We start from the raw sequence: 23,065 nt of genomic DNA on the forward strand, positions 1-23,065 counted from the left end.
GAACCGGCGGCCCCAACGACCACAAAATAAAGGCGCTGGTAGTTATTATTATTGTATTAAAAATTTATAATCTAGATGAACGGAACGGTGGGGGGTGGCGCGGCCCCCCCCACGGCCAAGCTGGCGAAACTCGCGGGCGCGCTCGCATGCACGGCGACGCTGCTGCCGCTCGCGGCATCGGCGAAAGACACGCAGCTCAACGTGTACAACTGGTCGGACTATATCGCCAAGGACACGATTCCCAACTTCACCAAGCAGACCGGCGTCAAGGTGAAGTACGACAACTACGACAGCGACGACACGCTCCAGGCCAAGCTGCTGACCGGCAATTCTGGCTACGACATCGTGGTGCCGACGAGCAACTACGCCGGCAAGCAGATCGCCGCGAACATCTTCTCGCCGCTCGACAAGTCCAAGCTGCCGAACCTGAAGTATCTCGATCCCGAACTGATGAAGCTCGTCGCGGGCGCGGACCCCGGCAACCAGTATTCGGTGCCCTGGGCGTACGGCACGACGGGTCTCGGCTACAACGTCGACAAGGCGAAGCAGATTCTCGGCGCGAACACCGCGCTCAACAACTGGGACATTCTCTTCAAGCCCGAGAACATCTCGAAGCTGAAGGCCTGCGGCGTGTCCGTGCTCGACGCGCCCGACCAGATGTTCGCGGCCGCGCTGCATTACATCGGCAAGGATCCGATGAGCACGAATCCCGCCGATTATCGCGAAGCGCTCGCGATGCTCAAGAAGATTCGCCCGTACATCACGCAGTTCAACTCGTCGGGCTATATCAACGACATGGTCGGCGGGGACATCTGCTTCGCGTACGGCTGGTCGGGCGACGTGGTGATCGCGAAGCATCGCGCCGTCGAGGCGAAGAAGCCGTTCAAGATCGAGTACTACATTCCGAAGGGCGGCGCGCCCGTGTGGTTCGACGTGATGGCCATTCCGAAGGACGCGAAGAACAAGGAAGCGGCGCACGAGTGGATCAACTACATCGAGACGCCGCAGGTGCATGCGGCTATCACGAACGCCGTGTACTACCCGAGCGCGAACCTCGAAGCGCGCAAGTACGTGGACAAGGACGTGGCGAACGATCCGGCCGTGTATCCGCCGCAGGACGTCATCAAGACCCTGTTCCTTCTGAAGCCGTTGCCGCCCGAGATCCAGCGCCTGCAGACGCGGCTGTGGACCGAATTCAAGTCCGGCCGCTAAGTTGGAACAACCGGTTATTCATTGAAACGACGAAGCCCTCGGACCTCCGGGGGCTTTGTTCGTGATCCGTCGCACGCGGCGGATGCGCGAACGCAAGATGCAGGAGTCGAACAGGCAATCATGAGTGAGCAGTCGAGCGCGTTGAAGGCAGCGCCACAATCGGGAAATGCGTCATCCGGCCAGAGCACGGGCGACGACTTCGTGCGGATCGTCGATGTCGTGAAGAAATTCGACGAAACGGTGGCCGTGAAGGGCGTCAATCTGTCGGTGAGAAAGGGCGAACTCTTCGCGCTGCTCGGCAGTTCCGGCTGCGGCAAGTCGACGCTGCTGCGCATGCTCGCGGGCCTCGAGTCCGTGACCGAAGGGCAGATTCTGATCGATGGCGAGGATCTCGCGAAGATGCCGCCGTATCGCCGGCCGGTGAACATGATGTTCCAGTCGTATGCGCTCTTTCCGCATATGAGCGTGGAATCGAACGTCGCGTTCGGGCTAAAGCAGGAAGGCGTGAAGGGCGGCGAGCTGAAAGATCGCGTGCACAACGCCCTGCAACTCGTGCAGATGGCGCAGTACGCAAAGCGCAAGCCGCATCAGCTTTCCGGCGGCCAGCAGCAGCGCGTGGCGCTCGCGCGCAGTCTCGTCAAGCGCCCGAAGCTCTTGCTGCTCGACGAGCCGATGTCCGCGCTCGACAAGCAGATCCGCCAGCGCACGCAGATCGAACTCGTCAACATTCTCGATCAGGTGGGCGTGACGTGCATCATGGTCACGCACGATCAGGAAGAAGCCATGACGATGGCCAATCGCCTCGCGGTGATGAGCGAAGGCCAGATCGTGCAACTCGGCACGCCGCATGAGGTCTACGAGTATCCGAACAGCCGCTTCTCGGCGCAGTTCATCGGCTCGACGAATCTGTTCGATGGCAACGTCGTCGAGGACGAGCCGGATCACGTGTTCGTCGAATCGACGGAACTGCCCGTGCGTCTGTATGTGAGCCACGGCATCACCGGGCCGCTCGGCATGCCGGTGACCATTTCCGTGCGGCCGGAGCGCATCGCGCTCACGCGCAAGCCGCCCGAGGGCGCGTTCAACTGGGGACGCGGCAAGGTGACGAACATCGCGTACATGGGCGGCTATTCGCTCTATCACGTGACGCTCGATAGCGGCAAGACCGTGGTCGCGAACGTGACGAGCCTGGCGCTCGGCGAGATCGATTCGCCCACGTTCGACGACGAAGTCTATGTGCGCTGGAGCGCGTCGGCGGGCGTGGTGCTGACGTCATGAAGATCGCCGAACGTTTCGGGCTCTCGGGCCGCACCGCTGTCATCGCGGGGCCGTATCTGTGGCTGCTGCTGCTCTTCTTCGTGCCGTTCCTGCTGGTCGTGAAGATCAGCTTCGCGGACAGCCAGTTGGGTATTCCGCCGTACACGGAACTGCTGACGCTGAAAGAGGGCGTGATGAACATCGCGCTCGATTTCTCGCACTACGCGTTCCTGTTGACGGACAGCCTGTACTTCGCGACCTACATGAACTCGCTGCTGGTCGCGGCGGTATCGACGGTGCTGTGCCTGTTGATCGGCTATCCGATGGCGTATTACATCGCGCGATCGAATCCGGCCACGCGCAATCTCCTGATGATGGCCGTGATGCTGCCGTTCTGGACGTCGTTCCTGATTCGCGTGTACGCGTGGATCGGCATTCTCAAGAACAACGGTCTGCTGAATAATTTTCTGATGTCGATCGGTCTGATTCACACGCCGATCGAGCTGTATCACACGAATATCGCGGTTTATATCGGCATGGTGTATTCGTATCTGCCGTTTCTCGTGATGCCGCTTTACGCGCACCTCGTGAAAATGGACCTGACCTTGCTCGAAGCCGCCTACGATCTCGGCGCGAAGCCGTGGAGGGCGTTCGTGCAGATCACGTTGCCGCTGTCGAAGAACGGAATCATCGCGGGCTGCCTGCTCGTGTTCATTCCGGCGGTGGGCGAGTACGTGATTCCGGAGCTGCTCGGCGGCGCGGATACGCTGATGATCGGCCGCGTCATGTGGAACGAGTTCTTCGATAACGCCGACTGGCCGATGGCCTCCGCCGTCACCTGCGCGATGGTCTTGCTGCTGCTCGTGCCGATGGCGCTTTTCCAGCACTTCCAGGCGAAGCAACTGGAGCAGAAGCGATGATCAAGCCGAGCCGTTCGCTGCAGATGACATCGCTCGGGATCGGGTTTGCGTTCCTGTATATCCCGATCATCAGCCTGATCGTCTATTCGTTCAACGACTCGCCGCTCGTCACCGTGTGGACCGAGTTTTCGTTGAAGTGGTATCGCGCGCTCGTGACCGACGACGAGCTCATCAACGCGGCGTGGCTGTCGCTGCGCATCGCGTTTCTGACGGCGTGTGCATCGGTCGTGATCGGCACGTGGGCGGGCTTCGTGCTCGCGCGCATGGGACGCTTTCGCGGCTTCACGCTCTATACCGGCATGATCAACGCGCCGCTCGTGATTCCCGAGGTCATTCAGGGCATTTCGCTCTTGCTGCTGTTCGTCGAGATGGCGAAACTGATCGGCTGGCCGGCGGGTCGCGGTCTCTTCACCATCTGGATCGGCCACGTGATGCTGTGCATCTCGTATGTGGCGATCATCGTGGAATCGCGCGTGCGGGAACTGAATCCGTCGCTGGAAGAAGCGGCGCTCGATCTCGGCGCGACGCCGCTGCGCGTGTTCTTCTCGATCACGCTGCCGCTGATTTCGCAGGCGCTCGTCGCGGGCTGGCTGCTGTCGTTCACGCTGTCTATCGACGATCTCGTGCTCTCGGCGTTCCTGTCCGGTCCGGGATCGACGACGCTGCCGCTCGTCGTGTTCTCGCGCGTGCGTCTCGGGCTGAATCCGGAGATGAACGCGCTCGCGACGCTGTTTATCGCGCTGGTGACGGTGGGCGTGATCGCCGCGAATTACTTCATGCAGCGCAGCGAGAGAAGGCGGCTCGCGGCGGTGTCGTGAAAGCAAAACGGCCCGGTTCACACGGGCCGTTCTTGTATCAGACGTTCGCCATGTGCCGCGCGAATGTCGCGGGATCGGTATTCGTCCCGCACAACAGCACACCCACGCGCTTGCCTTGCAGCCGCTCGCGCAGCGGCCCGAGCAGGGCGGCGGTCGCTGCCGCGCACGCCGGCTCCACCGCCAGCTTCAGTTCGCTGAACAACTGCTGCATGCCGTGGCGCAATGCGTCGTCGGACACGGTGACGACTTCATCGATATGCCGACGGCATAGCTCGTAGCTGTATTGCTCGGTGTGCGGCGCCATCAGCGAATCGGCGATGCTGTGCATCGCGCCCATCTTCACCGTGTGGTTCGCGGCGAAGCTGCGGCTCATGGCGTCCGATCCTTCCGGTTCCACGCCGTACACGTGCAACGACGGATTGGCGAGGCGCATCGCAGTCGATACGCCCGCCGCCAGCCCGCCGCCGCCGATCGGCAGAATCACCGCTTCGAGGTCGGGCGCCTGCGACGTCCACTCGTAGCCGAGCGTCGCGGTGCCGAGCACGGTGCGATAGCCGTTGAACGGATGCACGAAGAACCGGCCTTCCTCGGCTTCGATACGCCGCACGATCTCGAACGCTTCCGCCACGTTGTCCGCGAGCACGACTTCCGCGCCGAAGCGCCGGCACAGCGCGACGCGCGTGGGACTCGCGTTCCTCGTGACGACGACCTTCGCGCCCACTTCCATGCGATGCGCCGCGTACGCGACCGCGACCGCGTGATTGCCCGCCGATACGCACGTGACGCCCGCGGTGCGCTCGTCGGCATCGAGCGCGAGGATGTTGGAGAACGCGCCGCGCGCCTTGAACGTGCCGCTCGCCTGCAGCAGTTCGAACTTGAACGTGACAGGCGTGCCTTCGAGCGTCGGGAAGTCGTGCCGTTCGAAGACGGGCGTGCGCGCGACCCACGGCGTGAGCGCCATGTGCTGCTCGGCGATGTCGTCGAGCGTGGGAATCGGCGTGCCGTCGATCGTATTGTCGGAATGCTGTGTGGCTGCGGACATGGCTCGTGTGATCGCGAAGGGTCAGCGCGCTTGCGCTTCGACCGACATGCTGTGAATGAACTTGCCGAGGAAGGCTTCGCACGCGGCAAGCTGCTCGAGCGACACGTATTCGTTCGCCTTGTGCGCCTGCTCGATGTTGCCCGGCCCGCACACGATGCTCGGCACGCCGGCGAGCGCGAAGAGTCCCGCTTCGGTGCCGTAGGCGACCTTGCGCTTCTCCTGGTTCTCGGTGAGCGCGCGCACGAGTTGCGTGATGGCGGCCTGTTCGGTGGCGTCGAGGCCCGGCGCGGATGCGATCTTCGAGAACTCGATCGCGGCGTTGCCGTGCTCTTTCAGCATCTTCGGTACGAGCGTTTCGCGTGCATACGATTCGATGCGCGCGAAGATGCGCTCGGGGTCCATCGTCGGCAGATTGCGGAATTCGAAGTCGAACGAACATTCGGCGGGCACGGTGTTGAGCGCGTTGCCGCCCTTGATCGTGCTCGTCTGCGCGGTGGTGAAGGGCACGTCGTAGAGTTCGTCGAACGGGCCGTTGGCGCGGAATTCATCGGCGACATCGCGGATGAAGCAGATGAGGCGCGCGGCGTATTCGATTGCGTTCAAGCCCTTCGGCGTCAGCGACGAATGCGCCGCCGCGCCGCGCACGCAGCATCGGAATGCGTTGATGCCCTTGTGCGCGATGATGGGACGCATCGACGTGGGTTCGCCGACGATGCAGCCGTCGGGCCGCACGCCGCGCTTTTGCAGGTCCGCGATCATGAGCGGTGCGCCGGCGCAGCCGATTTCCTCATCGAACGAGAACGCGAAGTGGATGGGCTTGGCGAGCTTCGTGGCCTGCATCGCGGGCAGCATCGAAAGCGCCGCGCCGATGAAGCCTTTCATGTCGCATGTGCCGCGGCCGTAGAGAAGGCCGTCGCGGACTTCGGGCTTGAAGGGATCGCTCGCCCAGTCCTGGCCGTCGACGGGGACGACATCGGTATGACCTGACAAGACGATGCCGCCGTTCGTTTGCCCGTCGTGGGCGGGTACGGTGGCGAAGAGGTTGGCCCACTGGCCGCGCGGATCGGTGGTGATAGTCGATTCGACGCCTGCGGCGCGCAGTTCGTCGCGCACGGTTTCGATCAGACCAAGGTTGGGATTGCGGCTGACGGTATCGAAGGAGACGAGCCGTTCGATCCACGGCAGGGATTTCGGATTGTCCGACGAGGATGAGACTTCGAGATGCGCCGGATCAGCGATCTGTGACATGTTTTTACTCCTGCGGGTAGGGTTCGATCATAGCGCAAAAGAATTTTTGCTGATTCACCGAGGGAGGGCCGTCTTGACGGCTTGGGGTCGCTGTTTTTGTGCCTTCGTTTATACGTGTCGGTCTATTAGCCCGCCCCGGGGAGGGGCGTGCTAATAGACCGACACGAAAAAACCAGACCGACAGTAAAAGCCCCCGGCTAAGGGAAGAGGCAAAAAAATTCACCGCCCAGCAACGGCCGGTTGCCGAACCGGCCCCCCCAGTGCGCGCAGCGTCTCCTTAACGGTAGCAATCCGCACCGCAAGATCGGGACTGCGCGACTCGATCCGCAATTTGTCCTGTCCCGCCAGCTTGATGTGCTTATGCTTCTGCACCATCTCGATGATCCTCATCGCATCCACCGGCGGATTCGGCACGAACTGCAGCGAGATCGAAACCTCCGCCGCATCGATCTTCGAAATGCCCAGCGGCTTCGCCGCAAGCCGCAACCGATGCGTCTCCACCAGCGCATGCGCCTGCGGCGGCAGCTTGCCGAAGCGGTCCACCAGCTCTTCGAGAATGCCGTCGATCGCATCGCTCGATTCGCAATTCGCCAGCCGCTTGTACAAGGACAAACGCTCCTGCACATCGCCGCAATAATCGGCGGGCAAAATCGCCGGCGCGTGCAGATTGATCTCGGTCGTCGCGGCAAGCGGCGCGTTCAGGTCCGGCTCGCGGCCATCCTTCAGCGCGCGCACCGCATCGTTCAGCATGTCCGTGTAAAGCTGGAAACCGATCTCGTGTATCTCGCCCGACTGCTTGTCGCCGAGCACTTCGCCCGTGCCGCGAATCTCCAGGTCGTGCATCGCCAGATAGAAGCCCGAACCGAGTTCCTCCATCTGCTGAATCGCTTCCAGACGACGCTGCGCCTGCTTCGTCAGCGCTTGCGGATCATGCACGAGCAGATACGCGTACGCCTGGTGATGCGAACGCCCGACGCGCCCGCGCAACTGATGCAACTGCGCAAGCCCGAACTTGTCCGCGCGATGCATGATGATCGTGTTCGCGCTCGGCACGTCGATGCCCGTCTCGATGATCGTCGTGCACAGCAGCACGTTCGCGCGCTGGCCGACGAAATCGCGCATCACGCGCTCCAGTTCGCGCTCGTGCATCTGTCCATGCGCCACCGCGATACGCGCCTCCGGCACGAGCGCTTCGAGCATCGTGCGGCGATTCTCGATGGTCTCCACCTCGTTGTGCAGGAAGTAGACCTGTCCGCCGCGCTTCAACTCGCGCAGCATCGCCTCGCGGATCACGCCGTCGTCCTCGCGCCGCACGAACGTCTTGATCGCGAGCCGCTTCTGCGGCGCCGTCGCAATCACGGAGAAGTCGCGCAGGCCTTCGAGCGCCATGCCGAGCGTGCGCGGAATCGGCGTCGCGGTGAGGGTGAGCACGTCGACCTCCGCGCGCAACGCCTTCAGCGCCTCCTTCTGCCGCACGCCGAAGCGATGCTCCTCGTCGATAATCACGAGCCCCAGCCGCTTGAACTTCACATCGCTCGACAAGAGCTTGTGCGTGCCGATGACGATATCGACGCTTCCTTCGTTGATCTGCTGCACCGACGTCGATACTTCCTTGCCGGTCCGAAAGCGCGACAACTCCGCGATGCGCACGGGCCAGTCCGAGAAACGGTCGGTGAAAGTCTGCGTGTGCTGCTCGGCGAGCAGCGTCGTGGGCGACAGAATCGCGACCTGCTTGCCGCCCATCACCGCGATGAACGCCGCGCGCAACGCGACTTCCGTCTTGCCGAAGCCGACATCGCCGCACACGAGGCGATCCATCGGCTTGCCGCTCGTCATGTCCGTGATGACCGCCGCAATCGCGGCCGCCTGATCCGGCGTCTCCTCGAAGCCGAAGCTCTCCGCGAACTTCGTGTAATCGCGCGGTTCGAGCTTGAACGCGAAACCCTCGCGCGCCGCGCGCCGCGCATAGAGATTCAGCAGTTCGGCGGCCGTGTCGCGAATCTGCTGCGCGGCCTTGCGCTTGGCTTTTTCCCACTGGCCGGAGCCGAGCTGATGCAACGGCGCGCTTTCCGGGTCCGCGCCGCTATAGCGCGAAATCACGTGCAGTTGCGCGACCGGCACGTACAGCTTCGATTCGTTCTGGTACTCGAGGTGCAGGAACTCGGTTTCGCCTTCGCCGAGGTCCATCGACACGAGGCCCATGTACCGGCCGATGCCGTGCTGCGCATGAACCACCGGATCGCCGACCTTGAGTTCGGCGAGATCGCGCACCATCGAATCGACATTGCTCGCCTGTTCCTGGCGACGCCGTCCCGCGCGACGCGCAAGCGGCCCGTAAAGCTCGGTCTCCGTGATGATCGCGAGCTTTTCGGCCGGCAGCGCGAAGCCGTTCGCGAGCGGCGCGATGCCCAGTGTGAACTTCGCGTCGGCGGTGAGCCATTCCTGGAACGTATCGCGCAATTCGCCGCGCAAGCCGTTATCCGCGAGCAACTGCTGGATGGTCTCGCGCCGTCCCGCCGATTCCGCGACGAGCATCACGCGATTTTCCGTCTGATCCAGATAGTGACGCAGCGCGAGCAGCGGTTCGTCGGCATGACGGTCGATCGCGAGGCCGGGCAGCGGGACGGCCCAGCCGCCTTCGGGCGTCGCCGGAAACTTCAGTTGCGCGAACGGCTTCGCGAACGTGAAGAAGTCGTCGTCGGTCAGGAAAAGCCGCCGCGGTTCCAGCAGCGGACGCTCGCGGTCGTGCGAGAGAAAGTCGTAGCGCTGCTTCGTGTCGTGCGTGAAGCGCTTGATGGCCGCGTCGAGATCGCCGACGAACGCAAGCTGCGAGCCTTCCGGCAGATAGTGGAAGAGCGTGGCGGTTTCGTCGAAGAAGAGCGGCAGATAATATTCGATGCCCGCCGACGGCACGCCATTGCCGATGTCCTTGTAAATCTGCGAGCGGCTCGGATCGCCCTCGAAGACTTCGCGCCAGCGGCTGCGAAAAGCGGTCCGCGCGGCTTCGTCGAACGGGAATTCGCGGCCCGGCAACAGGCGCACGTCGCGCACGGGGTAGAGGCTGCGCTGCGTGTCGGGATCGAACGCGCGGATGGAATCGACCTGATCGTCGAACAAGTCGATGCGATACGGCAGCGGCGAGCCCATCGGATACAGGTCGATCAGCGAGCCGCGCACGCAATATTCGCCCGGCCGCACGACCTGGCTCACGTGCTCGTAACCCGCGAGCGTCAATTGCGCCTTCAGCTTCGCTTCGTCGAGACGCTCGCCCTGCGTGAACGAGAACGTGTAGGCCGCGAGGAACGACGCCGGCGGCATCCGATACAGCGCCGTCGTCGCGGGAACGATGAGAATGTCGCACCGTCCTTCGCCCAGATCGTGCAGCGTGGCCAGGCGCTCGGAGACGAGGTCCTGATGCGGCGAGAACGTGTCGTAGGGCAGCGTTTCCCAGTCCGGCAGGAGACGCACGCGGGCATCGGGCGCGAAGTAGGGCAGTTCGGCGGTGAGGCGCTGGGCATCGACGGCGCTCGCGCAAACGACCGTCAACAGCGGAACGGCTTCACGATGAGCGGCGAAATAGCGCGCGATGGCGAGCGCATCCGACGAGCCGGAAGCGCCGTCGAACATGAAACGCTGACCTGCCTTGACGAGCGCGATAGGGGAACTGGACTGCGCTTTGACGGCTTTGGAAGACATAAGGTGTGCATTGAACCGTCCTCGCGCAGCACGGAAAGCCGCGCGCCGGACGTGGTCGCGAAAGACCTATTATAAAATCCGGGCTTCACTTTGACTTGGCCACATGATTCTCTCGTGACTTCGCCCGCCGCCCCGTCTACCACTGCGCGCCTGTTCGCGCTGATTCCCTGCGCCGGAACCGGCAGCCGATCCGGCGCGCCAATGCCGAAGCAATACCAGACGATCGCGGGCCGGCCGATGCTCGGCTACACGCTCGCCGCATTCGACGCGTGCTCCGAATTCTCGCAGACACTCGTCGTGCTCGCACCGGACGATCATCATTTCGACGCGCGCCGTTTCGCGGGACTGCGCTTCGCGGTGCAGCGCAAGGGCGGGGCGTCGCGCCAGGCGTCGGTGTACAACGGGCTCGTCGCGCTGCGCGAATTCGGTGCGCGCGACGACGACTGGGTGCTCGTGCACGACGCCGCGCGCCCCGGCATCACGCCGGAGCTGATTCGCAAGCTCGTCACCGAATTGCGCGACGATCCCGTTGGCGGCATTCTCGCGCTGCCCGTCGCGGATACGTTGAAACGCGTCGCACCGAGCATGCCCGATGCGCCGTCGAGCGGCCCGCGCGTGGCGCGCACGGAATCGCGCGACGGCTTGTGGCAGGCGCAGACGCCGCAGATGTTCCGCATCGGCATGTTGCGCGAGGCGATCGAGCGTGCGCGTCACGACGGCCACGATCTCACCGACGAAGCCAGCGCGATCGAATGGCTCGGTCACTCGCCGAAGCTCGTGCAGGGCAGCCTGCGCAACTTCAAGGTCACTTATCCGGAAGACTTCGGTCTTGCCAGCGCGATCCTTTCCGCGTCCGCCTGAGGCGCGGCGGACCGCTCACACTCTACTGCAAGGTTGCATCGATGGATTTCAGAATCGGACAGGGATACGACGTGCACCAGCTCGTCGAAGGACGCGAGCTCATCATCGGCGGCGTGAAGATTCCGTACGAACTCGGCCTGCTCGGCCATTCGGATGCCGACGTGCTGCTGCACGCCATCACCGACGCGCTCTTCGGCGCGGCCGCGCTCGGCGACATCGGCCGTCATTTTCCGGACACGGCGACCGAGTTCGCGGGCGCGAACAGCCGCGTGCTGCTGCGCGAAGCGGCCAGGCGCGTGTCGGAAGCGGGCTTTGCGATCGCCAACGTGGACAGCACCGTGATCGCGCAGGCGCCGAAGCTCGCGCCGCATATCGAAGCCATGCGCGCGAACATCGCGGCTGATCTGGATTTGCCGCTCGATCGCGTCAACGTGAAGGCGAAGACCAACGAGAAACTCGGCTATCTCGGCCGCAAGGAAGGCATCGAGGCGCAGGCGGCGGTGCTGCTGCGCCGCACGTCGATCGACGCGTGATCGATGCACGCCGCGCCCGAAAAGCGCGGCGTCCGACGCGTTACTTTCCTTCCGCCGCGACCGTCAGCGCGACCGCGCCGATCACTGCGGCGATGCGGCCGACATCGCGCAGTTGCGTCGTCGTCATGCCTTCGGTCACGAGATTCTCGTAGTGCGACTTCACGCAGAAGTGGCACTTGCCGATGATCGACGCCGCGAGCGCGTACATCTCGAAGCGCCGCTTGTCGACGCCGCCGTGCGACGCATACGCGTTCATCCGCAAGCCGGCGGGCTGCGTCTTGAGATCGGCGTTGTCCGCCATTTCCAGATACGGATACCACACGTTGTTCATGCCCATCAGCGCGGCGGCGGTGAGCGCGGCATTCGTTTCTTCCGGCGACAGCACGCCCGCGTTGCGGATGATCTCGACGAGCTTCGACGCCTTCGCGGCATACGCAGCGGCAAGCGCGACGCCGACCGCGTCATTGCCCTGAAGCGACGAACGCGCGATCGTGCCGTCGACGTTCAGGCGTATATCTTTTGCGTAATCCGGGACCAGTTCCTTGATCGAGGAAAGAAATTCCATTGACATCTCCTTTTCGATGGCGATGAAAAAGCCCGCCTGCTTCCGAGCATGCACTCGAAAGCGGGCGGGCTTCACGCATGAGGCTGAATCTACGGTGCGCTTAGAGCGTCGAGCCGCCGACCGCGCGGTTGCACGGGCATAGTTCGTCGGTCTGCAGGCCGTCGAGAATGCGCAGCACTTCTTCGGGATTGCGGCCCACGTTGAGATTGTTCACGGACACGTGCTGAATGACGTTGTCCGGATCGACGATGAACGTCGCACGCAGCGCGACGCCGGCTTCCTTGTCGCGCACGCCGAGCTGGTCGATGAGTTCGCCCTTCACGTCGCCGAACGAGTAGTGGTTCAGCTTGTTCAGGTCCTTGTGCTCGCGGCGCCATGCGAGCTTCACGAATTCGTTGTCGACGCTGCCGCCCATCAGCACGGCGTCGCGGTCTTCGAAGTCTTTCGCGAGCTTGCCGAATTCGACGATTTCCGTCGGGCAGACGAACGTGAAGTCCTTCGGATAGAAGTAGATGATTTTCCACTTGCCCGGGAAGGACTGCTCGGTGATTTCCTCGAACGCGGACTGGCCGTTCTCTTCGTGATTGTTGAAACCCGGCTTCGCAGCGGTGACGGTGAATGCTTCGACTTTATCGCCAACGGTCTTCATGCAAACGCTCCTGTGTTCGTTGAATGGACAACCCAAGTCAAACTACCGGAAAGCCTTAACGCGATGATGACAGTGCCGAGACGTTCACCGCGCATCGAATCGGACCATCATAACCGCACGAATTAGCCGCTTCAAAAGTTTAGGCCAATGGACGGGATAGGTTTTTTCAAATGGCGCGGCGCTCAGTCGCGCGGACCGTCGAACCGGGCGCCCTTCATTTGCGGAAAGTCGATCGTCACCTCGAAGCCCGGCAGCGGCGTGCGGTTTCGCAGCCGCAGCGTGCCGCGCTGGCGCGTGACGAGCCGCTGCACGATCGCCATGCCGAGACCGGTGCCGTTCGCCTGCGTGCGCGCCGCGTCCACGCGATAAAACGGCCGCGTGATGAGTCCGACCTGGTCGTCGGGAATGCCGCGTCCCTCGTCCATCACCGACAATTCCACTCGCCCGTGCGTGACGCGCGTTTGCAGGATGATCCGCGCGATGTCGTCGCGTTCGCTGCGGCCGTACTTGCGCGCGTTTTCCAGCAAGTTACCGACGACGCGCCGCGCATCGGTCGGATCGCCTTCGATGATCGCGCCGGGCGCCAGGTCGGTGCGCATCACGACGCCTTCATCGGCCTGGAAGCGCGCGGCGAGTTCGCTCGCGATCATCGAGAGATCGACGGCTTCGGGCATGCGCTGCATCGGCCGCGCATAGTCCAGAAAGCGCCCGATGATCATGTCCATCTGCTCGATGTCGTCGATCATCGCGAGCTTCGTCGCTTCGTCCGACGGGCTCATTTCCGTTTCCAGCCGCAGGCGCGCGAGCGGCGTGCGCAAGTCGTGCGAAATGCCCGCGAGCATCAGCGCGCGATCCGCCTCGAGCTGCTCGAGGTTCTGCACCATCTGGTTGAAACTTCGATTCGTTTCGGCAGCAACGCCCATGCCGCGATCGGGCAGCGGTTCGGGCGACTGCCCCGAGCCGACCTTGCGCGCCGCGAGCGCGAGGCGCGCGAACGGCCGGTTCACGAGACTCGTGATGAACGCCGCGCCGAACAGCGACAGCGCCAGCGCGAACACGCCCCAGCCGGCCCATTGCAGGCCGGTGACGGTGTCGAGCTGATCGCGGTCGAGCGCGACCCAGTAATCGTCGTCGTCGATCTTGAAGCTGATCCACACGCCGGGAATGTCGTTCACCGATTGCGCGATGATCGTGTCGTTGCCGAGCCGCCCGCGCACGTCCCGCTCGATCAGCCGATTGAGCGATTCGTCCGGCTGCAGCTTGTATTTGTCGGTCGTCTCGCGCGGATACACGCGCACGCCCTCGTTGCTTTCGAGATCCTGAAGCAGCGCGCGGCGCAGGTCGGGATCGGAATAGAGGAGGGCGGTGCGCGTGAGCTTGACGACGGCGACGAGCTGAAGCGCCACGCGCTGCGCGCGCGGCTCGCGCTCGATTACCCGAAAACTCTGGAACCACGCGGTGAGGCTGACCGCGATCAGCAGCGCGATCAGCGCGAAGGTTCGCCAGAACAGGCCGCCGAACGCAAGCGCCAGTAGCCGCCTGTCGATGCGCATGGGTCTATCGCGTTCCGCTCGTTGAAGGAGATAAAGCGTATCGAACTCGCTTGAAGAGCGTATGAATGTTTAGGCCGCGCCGTCGGGGATGAACACGTAGCCGAGACCCCACACGGTCTGGATGAAGCGCGGGCTGCTCGGATCGGGCTCGATCAGCTTGCGCAAACGCGAGATCTGCACGTCGAGGCTGCGGTCGAACACTTCGTATTCACGGCCGCGCGCGAGTTCCATGAGCTTTTCGCGCGAAAGCGGCTGACGCGGATGCCGCGCGAACACTTTCAGCACCGAGAATTCGCCGGTGGTCAGCGGAATTTCCTGGCCGTTCTTCGTGAGCGTGCGGGTAGCGAGGTTCAGTGCGAATTCGCCGAATTCGAAGACTTCGGTGGTTTCGGACGGTGCGCCCGGCAATTCGGACGGCGTCTGACGGCGCAGTACCGCGTGAATGCGCGCGACGAGTTCGCGCGGATTGAACGGCTTCGGCAAGTAGTCGTCGGCGCCCATTTCCAGCCCGACGATGCGGTCGACGTCTTCACCCTTCGCGGTGAGCATGATGATCGGCGTGCGGTCGTTGCTGCCGCGCAGCCGCCGGCAGATGGAAAGGCCATCTTCGCCCGGAAGCATCAGGTCGAGCACGAGCAGGTCGAAACGCTCGCGCACCCACAGCTTGTTCATCGACGGCGCGTTCTCCGCGACGTACACGTTGAAGCCCTGTTCGCCGAGATAGCGCCGCAGCAGATCACGCAGGCGAGGATCGTCGTCGACTACGAGGATTTTTGAAGGGTTCTTGGTTTCCATAGAGGCATCTTAGCGCGTTTGTCCATACACCGAGTTTGTAACAAAAGCGAGTGTAACAGTTAGTTACAAACTTTACGGGGCTTGTGGCACGCCTCTTATCATCAGTGCGTACACTGCTTTACCTTGGCCCGGCATTCGGTAGATACTCCATTACACCAATGCGTCGCGCGGCTTGTCCCGCCTTTCGCGAAGCATGAAAAGAATGAGGCTGTCCGGTTGTCGAGCAACGAAGGGAACAACATGAAGGGAGCGCGGCAGCGCGGACCGGCGCGCACCAGGCGCATCTACAGAAAGACGCTACTCGCAAGTGCGCTGTACGCTGTACTGAGCGCGCCGCAGGCCTACGCGCAACCTTCGGCATTCGCCGGTTCCTCCAATGGGTTCGACCGTGCCGTGCATACGTCCGATAGCCGGTCCGAAGGCCACATCATCCGCGCGCAGCAGCGCAGCGGCAAAGCTGCGTCGAAGCGCGACCGCGACACCAAGCCGCCCGCGCTCCAACCCGTCCAGCAAGTCGACGACACCCCGCCCGCGCGTCCGCCGCGCCACACCGTCATGACCGCCGATGAGCGCCGCCTCTTGCGTCAGCACATCGAAGAGGCCGTGCGCGATCTCTACAAACGCTGATCCGGACCCGGGGCGAACGCGATGAACCGACGTGGATTCCTGTCGATCGCGGGCGCGCTGGTTACCGGGCCGATTTCCTTCGCCAGCGCGCACGCGACGGCGCACACGGACGGCGCGATCAAGACGCTGATTCTCGTCGACTTCAACGGCGGCAACGATGGCCTGAACACGGTCGTGCCTATCGCGGACGAACGGTATCGCGCGCTCAGGCCGACGCTGCATATTCCCCGCGATCAGGCTTTGATCATCGACGAGCGCACGGGGCTTCATCCGTCGCTGCGTCCGTTGATGCCCGCGTGGCAGGCGGGCGAATGGGCGATCGTGCAGGGCGTCGGTTATGCGCAACCGAGCCGCTCGCATTACCGGTCGCAGCAGATCTGGAACACGGCGTCCGATGCGGACGATTACCGGCGCGAGGGCTGGCTCACGCGGCCGATCGCATCGCGCACGCACACGTTCGGCACGGCTGAGCCGGGGCCGTTTCCGGCCGGCGACATCGTCACGCAACTGAGTTCGCCGTTCGACATGCGATCGTTTGCCGCAGCGTGCAAGGCGGCGGCGCGCGTCATCGCGGCGAGCCGCAAGCAACAGGGCGTCACGGTGATCCGCCTTTCGCTCAACGGTTTCGATACGCACGAGCTTCAGGCGGCGCGTCACGCGTCGCTGCTCGCGCAGTTCGCCGATGGCATCGCGTCGCTGCGGCAGGCGCTGATCGCAAGCGGCGACTGGCGTCGCACGCTCGTGACGACTCGTTCGGAGTTCGGACGATCCGCGCGCGAGAACGACGCCCGCGGCACGGACCACGGCGCAGCCGCGCCGCATTTCGTGCTCGGCGGCGCGGTGCGTGGCGGGCTGTTCGGCGATGCGCCGGCGCTGGATCGGCTCGATGCCGACGGCTGCGTGCCGGCTTCCGTCGACTTCAGAAGGCTGTGCGCGACGGTGCTCGATGCGTGCTGGAACGTCGCATCGGCGCCGGTCATCGGGCGGGCGTTCGAACCGCTGCCTTTTGTGCGCGCCTAGCGCCTAGCGTGTTTTCCAGGTGATCCAGAGCTTGCGGATCGGCGTGAGCGAAATGCGCTGATGCAGCACCTGGAAGCCTTCCCGTTCGATCTCGTCGAAACGCGCCTGCGACAGCGCCGCCTGCGCGCGCAACACGCGTTGCGATGCGCGCTCGGCGGCGGGAATGGCGGCGAGCGCGTCGTCGAGCGAACGGCGGGCGCGTTCGGTCTGGAAGCGCATCAGGTCGGTGAATGCGTCGCTGTACTTGCGATTGATGATGTCCGCCGCCGTCACGCCGAAGCGCTGCAGCTCGTCGATCGGCACGTAGATGCGGCCGTTGCGCGCGTCGTCGCCGATGTCCTGCACGCGCTCGGCCAGCAGCAACGCGGCACCGAGCGGCGCGGCCCATGACGCGGCCGCGTCCGGATCGCGCGCCGTGGCCCGCGCGACGGCCGTTCCCAGCGCGCCGCCCGTCTGATCGATATAGCGCCGCAGGCCCGGCCAGTCGAGGTAACGCGCCTGCTCGAGATCCATGCCGAAGCCATCGACGAGCGTCGGAAGCGATGCGCGCACGGTCGCATCGAGCGAACTCCCGGGCGGGCAGTGCGCCTGCAACGCCTTCGTGACCGGATGCGTCGGCTCGCCGGCGTCCAGCTTGCCGAGTTCGCTCTGCCACCACGCGTGCTTGGTGCGGCCGATGGTCGGATCGCTGGTTTCCTTCACGGTTTCTTCCAGCTCGCGATACAGCGCATAAAGCGCGGTGACGAGCGGCTGGCGCGCAGCCGGCGCGCGCCGCAGCGCGTAGTACGTGCTGGAGCCTTCGGGGGCGGCCTTTTCCTGGCAGTAGTCGTCGAAATTCACGAAGGGGACTTGTGGGGTGTGCAAGGGTGGCGAAGCGAGTTGCCTTCTGTCTTCGCGTGCAGCCCGCGCCCTGAGGCATGAAGCCGAGCGAGCGCGACGCGGCCGCTCATTTTATCCGTCCGGACGATGCTTCGCAGCCGCGGTACTGCGCGTTCGTCCGCGTGCCGCTGCTGCGCGTGCGTGTGCGCCGACCCACCGACGACGCATTTTCCGCGCGCAACACTGCGTGAAACATGCGGATACGCGAGACTATCGGAGACGGCGATGCCCCTTAGCAAGACGGAAAACAGGCAGTTCGGCGACAAATGCGTGCCATTGCTCGTGCGAAGCGTGGCGACGGACTTCGGCTTCGACTTTCGGGTGTGTCCGCGCCAGATGAGCGTGTCGCCGACGCTCGGGCTGCACATCACGGCTGCGCGTCAGGCGGACGCGAGGCTGTCGTATCCGCTCAATGTGTTCGTGTACTGGGAGCCGTCGAGCGTGCGGCGGTTTCTGTCGCATGTCGACAGGCCGATCGCCGCCGCGCGCGCGAGCGAACGCATACCGGAGGAAATCAGGAAGCTGATGGGGCAGACGGGCGTCGACTTCGCGGGGCGGTCGCAGGCGAAGGGCGAAGTGATGATGGTGGAACTGGCCGACCTCGTGCTGTAGCCGCTTGCCCGCGCCGGAAAAGAAAAAACCCCCTCGGCGGAATCGAAGGGGTTTCGTTTGGTGCGAGGAGGGGGACTCGAACCCCCACACCATTGCTGGCGTCAGGACCTAAACCTGGTGCGTCTACCAATTTCGCCATCCTCGCAGCACGGCGGCTTCGCGAGCGCCGTGTCGGCACCGGTCCGCTGTGCCAAGCCGCGCATTCTAACGCATTCGTCTCACGATGTCTGCGAATTTGCGTCGCGTGCATCCGTCGGCTGCATAGGTCACGGAACGACAAAATAGCAGCCGATTTCCCCCATATGCGCTTTACGATTGCGGCTCGACCGAGGTCTGCCTAGAATCACGTCAATCCTGTGTTTCGGCAGACACCACGCTCTCATGAATCGCAACGCGCGCAATCGCTTCGTCGCATGGCTCGGCATCGCCGCCATGTGGCTTGCCATTGTCGCGCCGGTCATCAGCCAGAGCATTGCCGCACACAACGCCGCGCTCGATCCGCAAGCCGCGCTGTGCGACGTGGAAGCGCTCCCCGACGCGCACGCCCATCACCACGACGATGCCGACACCGATGCAAACGTTGACGCAGACGCCGACGAGCACGCCGGTAGTCACAGCGCCGGCGGCCACTTCGACGCCTGTTCGTATTGCGGGCTGCTCGCGCATCATCTGCCGGTGGTTTTCGCGGCTTCGCATGCCGCCGCGAGCGTCGAGCGCGTGGCGCACGTCGCGCCGGCCGCATCCGACGATGCCGTCGTCGCGAAGTCGTACAACGCCGCGTCTGCCCGCGCGCCTCCCGTCCTTTCCTGAAGCCGTTTCCCGTCCGATCGCGTAGTCGTTCGTCCGGCGCTTGAGCGCACGGGCGATGCGGTCGCTCGTCAGCTCATTCAGGAATCCACGATGTTCACGCTCCTCAAGCGAGCGCGCCGGCATTCGCGCCGTCGCGCCGTCACGCCTTTGCGCGCGGCTTTGCCGTTGTCGCTGATGGCGCACGCGGCCTGGTCCGCCACGCCCGCCGCCACCGATTCACCCGCATCCGAAACCGAAACCACGCTCGCGCCCGTCGTGGTGACGGCGCAGTCGGCGGTGCCCGCACGCTCGCCGCTCGATCCGAACCTGCCCGCCACCGTCACGACCGTGACCGCCGACCAGTCCCGGTACTGGAACGTCACGACGCCCGAAGACGTGCTGAAGTACGCGCCGAACCTGGCCGTGCGCAAGCGCTTCATCGGCGATCCGAACGCGACCATCGCCGTGCGCGGCACGAGCAACGCGCAGACCGCACGCGGTCTCGTGTACGCGGACGGCCTTTTGCTCAGCAACTTTCTCGGCAATACATGGACGTTCGCGCCGCGCTGGTCGATGGTCTTCGCCGACGACATCGCCCGCACGGACGTGTTCTACGGCCCGTATTCCGCGCTTTATCCGGGCAACTCGATCGGAGCGACCGTCGCCATCACGACACGCATGCCGACGCAATTCGAAGCCGACGCGAAGGTGCAGGCCTTCACGCAGCACTTCGATCTCTTCGGCGTCGACCGCAACTTCAACGGCACGAACACGACGGCGACCGTCGGCGACCGCATCGGCAAATTCTCGTTTCTGATCGGCTTCGATCATCTGGAGAACACCGGCCAGCCGTTGCAGTTCGCGACCTTCGCGCAATCGAGGACGCCCGCGACCGCCGCCGATACGCCCGTCACCGGCGCGCGCTTCTACAACGACCAGTTCAACGCGCGCACGGCGGTCGTGGGCACGCAGGCCGAGGGCATCGAGCGCACGTTTCAGGACCAGTTGCGCGTGAAGCTCGCCTACGATCTCACGAACACGCTGCAGGCCGGCTTCACGCTCGGCTACTGGCATCAGAAGTACAACAGCGATACGACGACCTTCCTGCGCGACGCCGCCGGCAATCCCGTGTACAGCGGACGGGTGAACATCGACGGCTTCGAATACAACCTTCCGGCCGCGACGTTCGCGCCGAGCATGGGGTCGAGCGAGAACTTCCTCTACGGCCTGTCGCTGCGCACGCACAACGACACCGGATGGAACGCCGAAGCGGTCGCGTCGTACTTCGACATCACGCAGAGCATCGCGCGCACGGCCAGTTCCGGCGTGCCCGGCGACGGCCCCGGCACGCTCACGGACGGTTCCGGCTCGGGATGGAAGTCGCTCGATCTGCGCACGAGCTGGACGCCGACGCAACGCGCCGGCCTCGCGGCGCACGCGCTGTCGTTCGGCTATCACTACGACAACTATTTTCTCGACAACGTCACGTCGAACACGAATGCATGGCGCGATGGCGCGGGCGCTTCCTTCGCGAACGCGTTCGCCGGCCGCACCCGCACGCAGGCCGTCTACGCGCAGGACGCGTGGCGCTTCCTGCCGCGCTGGGCGTTCACATACGGCGTGCGCTACGAGAACTGGAACGCGTATGACGGCTCGCGCGCGCTCGGCGGGACATCGCTTGCTTATGGCGATGTGAGCCAGAGCCACTGGTCGCCGAAGGCGTCGCTTTCGTTCGATGCCACCAACGAACTGACGCTGCGCGCATCGATCGGGCGCGCGTATCGCTTTCCGACCGTCGGCGAGCTGTTTCAAGGGCAGATCAACGGGGTGTCGATCGTCAATAGCAATCCGAATCTGCAGCCGGAAGACGATCTGTCGAAAGAACTCACCGCCGAATGGATGCATGGGAACGGCGTCTATCGCTTCACGCTCTTTCAGGACGACGTAAAGAACACGATCCTGAGCCAGACGAACACGACCGTCATTCCGAACGTGACGAACTTCCAGAACATCGGCAAGGTGCGCTCGCGCGGCGTGGAAGCGAGTTATGAGGGCGAAGACGTGCTCATTCGCGGACTCGATCTCGCCGCGAACGTCGCGTACACGCAGTCGAAGATCATCGAGAACGGCAACAATCCGGCGTCGGTGGGCAAGTACTTTTATCGCATTCCGCTGTGGCGCGTGAATGCGGTGGCGACGTATCGCGCGACGGCGAAGATGGCCGGCACGCTCGCGCTGCGCTATTCGGGACGCCAGTACAACACGCTCACCAACACCGACGTCAACCCGAACACGTATGGCGGCACGAGCACGTATGCCGTCGTCGATGCCAAGTTCACCTACAAACCGTCGAAGAAAACGGAGCTGGGCGTGGGCGTCGACAACCTGTTCGACCGGCGCTACTACGTGTTCCATCCGTACGCGGGACGCACGTTTTACGTGGAAGGGCGCATCGGCATCTGATGGCCGCCGGTTCTCCATTCACATTTCGACAGGACACGCCATGACCGCACCTCAATCCACGCCCGCTTCGCCGGATGGCGACGTGATCGCCGAACGCCGCACGCTCTGGCGCTGGCATTTCTACGCCGGGCTCTTCGTGATGCCGCTGCTGATCGTGCTGGCGATCACCGGCACGCTGTATTGCTTCCAGCCGCAGATCGAGCCGATGCTGTATCGCGATCGCATGATCGTCGCCGATACGCACGGCCCGCGTCTTTCGCAGGACGCGCTGCTTGCGAAGGCGATTGCCGCCGAACCGCGCGATGCGACGCCGACGCTCGCGCAGATCGAAACGGATCGCACGCGCAGCGCGGAATTCGTGTTCCGCTTGCGATCCGGCGAAAGCGAGAGCGTCTACGTCAATCCATATGATGGTGCCGTGCTCGGGACGCTGAGCGTCGAGCATCGCTTGATGAAGCAGATTCGCAATCTGCATCGCGGGCTGATGCTCGGCAAGACCGGCGAACTGCTCATGGAACTCGCCGGATGCTGGACGCTCGTGATGATCGGCACGGGCATCGCGCTGTGGTGGCCGTGGGGCGGGAAGAACCGGCGCGCGAGCGGCGTGTGGCTGCCGCGCCTGTCGCTGAACGGGCGCGCGTGGTGGCGCGATCTGCACGCGGTGGGCGGCGCGTGGCTCGCCATCGGCGCGCTGTTTTTCGTGTTGAGCGGACTGCCGTGGTCGGGATCGTGGGGCAAGCAGTTCAAGGCGCTCGCGACGACGGCATCGCTCGGATATCCGAAGGGCGCGTGGGGCGAGGCGCATGTGCATTCGACGGCGCCGGGCAACGCATCGCACGAAGGCGGCGAACATGCGATGCACGGGATGCACGGGACGAACACGACGAACGACTCGGCGATGAAGATGGACGACCTGCCGCTGCATCAGACGCCGTGGGCCGTGGGCGCGACCGCCGTGCCGAATAGTGGCGATAGCGCGGACAGCGCGATGTCATCGCGCGTATCGCTCGATGACGTCGTCGCGCTCGCGGCGAAGCAAGGTGTCGCCGATGACTACGGCATCGCGCTGCCGGCATCGCCGACGGGCGTGTACACGGTGTCGTATTTCCCCGCCGATCCGCGCGACGAGCGCACGCTGCATATCGACCAGTACAGCGGCCGCGTGCTTTCGGACATCTCGTACGGAAGCTACGGCGCGGTCGCGAAGGCCATCTCGTATGGCACGTCGCTGCACATGGGACGCTACTTCGGAATGGCGAATCAGATCGTCTGTTCGGCGATCTCGCTCGGGCTGGCGGCGCTGTCCGTGACGGGCTTCGTGATGTGGCTCAAGCGCCGGCCGTCGCGCACGCTCGGCGCGCCGTCGCGTCCGGCGAAGCGCCCGCCGATGCGCGCGTGGCGCAGCGCTCTGGCGCTCGTCGGCATCGTCTTTCCGCTGATGGGAATGACGATGCTCGCGGTGTGGTGTCTGGATCGGATGGCGTTCGGAAAGCAATCGGGCGCGCAGGCGCAGGCCTGAAGAACAG

21 protein-coding genes and 1 tRNA gene are annotated in these 23,065 nt (G+C 64.1%); 13 read left to right on the plus strand and 9 right to left on the minus strand.

Features of this window, described 5'->3' with window-relative positions; genetic code table 11:
• Positions 1 to 75 precede the first annotated feature (75 nt).
• The 4 genes from NCR39_RS06625 (at position 76) to NCR39_RS06640 (ending at position 4,207) form a co-directional block, all read left to right on the plus strand.
• Entirely contained in the window at positions 76 to 1,212 is a 1,137-nt protein-coding gene (locus NCR39_RS06625) for a polyamine ABC transporter substrate-binding protein (RefSeq protein ID WP_250451486.1), read from the plus strand.
• A 120-nt stretch (positions 1,213 to 1,332) separates the two neighbouring features.
• Positions 1,333 to 2,490 (plus strand): ABC transporter ATP-binding protein, encoded by a 1,158-nt coding sequence (locus tag NCR39_RS06630; RefSeq protein WP_250451487.1) that lies wholly within the window; start codon positions 1,333 to 1,335, stop codon positions 2,488 to 2,490.
• Complete coding sequence (locus tag NCR39_RS06635; RefSeq protein ID WP_250451488.1) at positions 2,487 to 3,389, plus strand: ABC transporter permease subunit; 903 nt, start codon at positions 2,487 to 2,489, stop codon at positions 3,387 to 3,389. The genes NCR39_RS06630 and NCR39_RS06635 overlap by 4 nt, the downstream gene beginning before the upstream one ends.
• Positions 3,389 to 4,207, plus strand: a complete 819-nt coding sequence (locus tag NCR39_RS06640; protein ID WP_250451551.1) for an ABC transporter permease subunit — start codon at positions 3,389 to 3,391, stop codon at positions 4,205 to 4,207. Before NCR39_RS06635 ends, NCR39_RS06640 begins: the two co-directional genes overlap by 1 nt.
• A 37-nt stretch (positions 4,208 to 4,244) precedes the next feature.
• On the opposite strand, the gene NCR39_RS06645 is transcribed toward NCR39_RS06640, so the two are convergent.
• The 3 genes from NCR39_RS06645 to mfd all read right to left on the minus strand — a co-directional run bounded on the left by NCR39_RS06645 (position 4,245) and on the right by mfd (position 10,193).
• Positions 4,245 to 5,249: a threonine/serine dehydratase family protein gene (locus NCR39_RS06645; protein ID WP_250451489.1), complete on the minus strand. Its 1,005-nt coding sequence runs from the start codon at positions 5,247 to 5,249 to the stop codon at positions 4,245 to 4,247.
• Between the two features lie 21 nt (positions 5,250 to 5,270).
• Positions 5,271 to 6,497: an acetylornithine deacetylase gene (gene argE / locus NCR39_RS06650; RefSeq protein WP_250451490.1), complete on the minus strand. Its 1,227-nt coding sequence runs from the start codon at positions 6,495 to 6,497 to the stop codon at positions 5,271 to 5,273.
• A 219-nt stretch (positions 6,498 to 6,716) separates the two neighbouring features.
• A complete protein-coding gene (gene mfd, locus NCR39_RS06655; RefSeq protein WP_250451491.1) occupies positions 6,717 to 10,193 on the minus strand; it encodes a transcription-repair coupling factor in 3,477 nt (1,158 codons plus the stop codon).
• Positions 10,194 to 10,394: 201 nt separating this feature from the next.
• On the opposite strand from mfd, the gene ispD reads away from it, so the two are divergent.
• On the plus strand, positions 10,395 to 11,054 hold the full coding sequence (gene ispD / locus NCR39_RS06660; RefSeq protein WP_250451492.1) for a 2-C-methyl-D-erythritol 4-phosphate cytidylyltransferase: 660 nt from the start codon (positions 10,395 to 10,397) through the stop codon (positions 11,052 to 11,054).
• 41 nt (positions 11,055 to 11,095) lie between these two features.
• Entirely contained in the window at positions 11,096 to 11,587 is a 492-nt protein-coding gene (gene ispF / locus NCR39_RS06665; protein ID WP_250451493.1) for a 2-C-methyl-D-erythritol 2,4-cyclodiphosphate synthase, read from the plus strand.
• A 40-nt stretch (positions 11,588 to 11,627) separates the two neighbouring features.
• Here the strand turns inward: ispF and NCR39_RS06670 are convergent, their stop codons facing one another.
• From NCR39_RS06670 to ompR, 4 genes are all read right to left on the minus strand, one after another.
• Positions 11,628 to 12,152 (minus strand): carboxymuconolactone decarboxylase family protein, encoded by a 525-nt coding sequence (locus NCR39_RS06670; RefSeq protein ID WP_250451494.1) that lies wholly within the window; start codon positions 12,150 to 12,152, stop codon positions 11,628 to 11,630.
• Positions 12,153 to 12,252: 100 nt separating this feature from the next.
• On the minus strand, positions 12,253 to 12,801 hold the full coding sequence (locus NCR39_RS06675) for a peroxiredoxin (protein WP_087128155.1): 549 nt from the start codon (positions 12,799 to 12,801) through the stop codon (positions 12,253 to 12,255).
• Positions 12,802 to 12,983: 182 nt separating this feature from the next.
• A complete protein-coding gene (locus NCR39_RS06680) occupies positions 12,984 to 14,354 on the minus strand; it encodes an ATP-binding protein (protein WP_250451495.1) in 1,371 nt (456 codons plus the stop codon).
• Positions 14,355 to 14,423: 69 nt separating this feature from the next.
• Positions 14,424 to 15,149, minus strand: coding sequence for an osmolarity response regulator transcription factor OmpR (ompR, locus tag NCR39_RS06685; protein ID WP_008349770.1), 726 nt, complete (start codon positions 15,147 to 15,149; stop codon positions 14,424 to 14,426).
• A 240-nt stretch (positions 15,150 to 15,389) separates the two neighbouring features.
• On the opposite strand from ompR, the gene NCR39_RS06690 reads away from it, so the two are divergent.
• Complete coding sequence (locus tag NCR39_RS06690) at positions 15,390 to 15,776, plus strand: hypothetical protein (protein ID WP_250451496.1); 387 nt, start codon at positions 15,390 to 15,392, stop codon at positions 15,774 to 15,776.
• A 21-nt stretch (positions 15,777 to 15,797) separates the two neighbouring features.
• Positions 15,798 to 16,796, plus strand: a complete 999-nt coding sequence (locus tag NCR39_RS06695) for a DUF1501 domain-containing protein (RefSeq protein ID WP_250451497.1) — start codon at positions 15,798 to 15,800, stop codon at positions 16,794 to 16,796.
• Between the two features lie 3 nt (positions 16,797 to 16,799).
• Here NCR39_RS06695 and NCR39_RS06700 read toward each other — a convergent pair whose 3' ends face one another.
• Entirely contained in the window at positions 16,800 to 17,636 is an 837-nt protein-coding gene (locus NCR39_RS06700; RefSeq protein WP_250451498.1) for a squalene/phytoene synthase family protein, read from the minus strand.
• A 77-nt stretch (positions 17,637 to 17,713) separates the two neighbouring features.
• Here NCR39_RS06700 and NCR39_RS06705 point away from each other — a divergent pair, with 77 nt between their 5' ends.
• Both NCR39_RS06705 and NCR39_RS06710 read left to right on the plus strand, forming a co-directional pair.
• Positions 17,714 to 17,866 (plus strand): hypothetical protein, encoded by a 153-nt coding sequence (locus NCR39_RS06705; protein ID WP_250451499.1) that lies wholly within the window; start codon positions 17,714 to 17,716, stop codon positions 17,864 to 17,866.
• A 34-nt stretch (positions 17,867 to 17,900) separates the two neighbouring features.
• On the plus strand, positions 17,901 to 18,287 hold the full coding sequence (locus NCR39_RS06710) for a DUF5594 family protein (RefSeq protein WP_250451500.1): 387 nt from the start codon (positions 17,901 to 17,903) through the stop codon (positions 18,285 to 18,287).
• Between the two features lie 58 nt (positions 18,288 to 18,345).
• Here the strand turns inward: NCR39_RS06710 and NCR39_RS06715 are convergent.
• Positions 18,346 to 18,432: transfer RNA gene (locus tag NCR39_RS06715), tRNA-Leu, on the minus strand.
• Positions 18,433 to 18,668: 236 nt separating this feature from the next.
• Here NCR39_RS06715 and NCR39_RS06720 point away from each other — a divergent pair.
• The 3 genes from NCR39_RS06720 (at position 18,669) to NCR39_RS06730 (ending at position 23,058) form a co-directional block, all read left to right on the plus strand.
• Positions 18,669 to 19,097, plus strand: coding sequence for a DUF2946 domain-containing protein (locus NCR39_RS06720; protein ID WP_250451501.1), 429 nt, complete (start codon positions 18,669 to 18,671; stop codon positions 19,095 to 19,097).
• 90 nt (positions 19,098 to 19,187) lie between these two features.
• Positions 19,188 to 21,539: a TonB-dependent receptor gene (locus tag NCR39_RS06725; protein ID WP_502800178.1), complete on the plus strand. Its 2,352-nt coding sequence runs from the start codon at positions 19,188 to 19,190 to the stop codon at positions 21,537 to 21,539.
• A gap of 40 nt (positions 21,540 to 21,579) precedes the next feature.
• Entirely contained in the window at positions 21,580 to 23,058 is a 1,479-nt protein-coding gene (locus NCR39_RS06730) for a PepSY-associated TM helix domain-containing protein (RefSeq protein WP_250451502.1), read from the plus strand.
• The last annotated feature ends 7 nt before the right edge of the window (positions 23,059 to 23,065 follow it).

Source organism: Caballeronia sp. ATUFL_M2_KS44, assembly GCF_023630965.1.
Classification (GTDB): domain Bacteria; phylum Pseudomonadota; class Gammaproteobacteria; order Burkholderiales; family Burkholderiaceae; genus Caballeronia; species Caballeronia concitans.

Excerpts from the sequence above, each read along its gene's own strand:
- NCR39_RS06675 (WP_087128155.1), bottom strand. The coding sequence starts at position 12,801 with ATGAAGACCGTTGGCGATAAAGTCGAAGCATTCACCGTCACCGCTGCG.
- NCR39_RS06625 (WP_250451486.1), top strand. The coding sequence starts at position 76 with ATGAACGGAACGGTGGGGGGTGGCGCGGCCCCCCCCACGGCCAAGCTG.
- ispF (WP_250451493.1), top strand. The coding sequence starts at position 11,096 with ATGGATTTCAGAATCGGACAGGGATACGACGTGCACCAGCTCGTCGAA.
- NCR39_RS06690 (WP_250451496.1), top strand. The coding sequence starts at position 15,390 with ATGAAGGGAGCGCGGCAGCGCGGACCGGCGCGCACCAGGCGCATCTAC.
- NCR39_RS06725 (WP_502800178.1), top strand. The coding sequence starts at position 19,188 with ATGTTCACGCTCCTCAAGCGAGCGCGCCGGCATTCGCGCCGTCGCGCC.
- NCR39_RS06695 (WP_250451497.1), top strand. The coding sequence starts at position 15,798 with ATGAACCGACGTGGATTCCTGTCGATCGCGGGCGCGCTGGTTACCGGG.
- ispD (WP_250451492.1), top strand. The coding sequence starts at position 10,395 with ATGCCGAAGCAATACCAGACGATCGCGGGCCGGCCGATGCTCGGCTAC.
- NCR39_RS06680 (WP_250451495.1), bottom strand. The coding sequence starts at position 14,354 with ATGCGCATCGACAGGCGGCTACTGGCGCTTGCGTTCGGCGGCCTGTTC.
- NCR39_RS06710 (WP_250451500.1), top strand. The coding sequence starts at position 17,901 with ATGCCCCTTAGCAAGACGGAAAACAGGCAGTTCGGCGACAAATGCGTG.
- argE (WP_250451490.1), bottom strand. The coding sequence starts at position 6,497 with ATGTCACAGATCGCTGATCCGGCGCATCTCGAAGTCTCATCCTCGTCG.
- ompR (WP_008349770.1), bottom strand. The coding sequence starts at position 15,149 with ATGGAAACCAAGAACCCTTCAAAAATCCTCGTAGTCGACGACGATCCT.
- NCR39_RS06670 (WP_250451494.1), bottom strand. The coding sequence starts at position 12,152 with ATGGAATTTCTTTCCTCGATCAAGGAACTGGTCCCGGATTACGCAAAA.
- NCR39_RS06645 (WP_250451489.1), bottom strand. The coding sequence starts at position 5,249 with ATGTCCGCAGCCACACAGCATTCCGACAATACGATCGACGGCACGCCG.
- mfd (WP_250451491.1), bottom strand. The coding sequence starts at position 10,193 with ATGTCTTCCAAAGCCGTCAAAGCGCAGTCCAGTTCCCCTATCGCGCTC.
- NCR39_RS06720 (WP_250451501.1), top strand. The coding sequence starts at position 18,669 with ATGAATCGCAACGCGCGCAATCGCTTCGTCGCATGGCTCGGCATCGCC.
- NCR39_RS06630 (WP_250451487.1), top strand. The coding sequence starts at position 1,333 with ATGAGTGAGCAGTCGAGCGCGTTGAAGGCAGCGCCACAATCGGGAAAT.
- NCR39_RS06635 (WP_250451488.1), top strand. The coding sequence starts at position 2,487 with ATGAAGATCGCCGAACGTTTCGGGCTCTCGGGCCGCACCGCTGTCATC.
- NCR39_RS06730 (WP_250451502.1), top strand. The coding sequence starts at position 21,580 with ATGACCGCACCTCAATCCACGCCCGCTTCGCCGGATGGCGACGTGATC.
- NCR39_RS06705 (WP_250451499.1), top strand. The coding sequence starts at position 17,714 with ATGAAGCCGAGCGAGCGCGACGCGGCCGCTCATTTTATCCGTCCGGAC.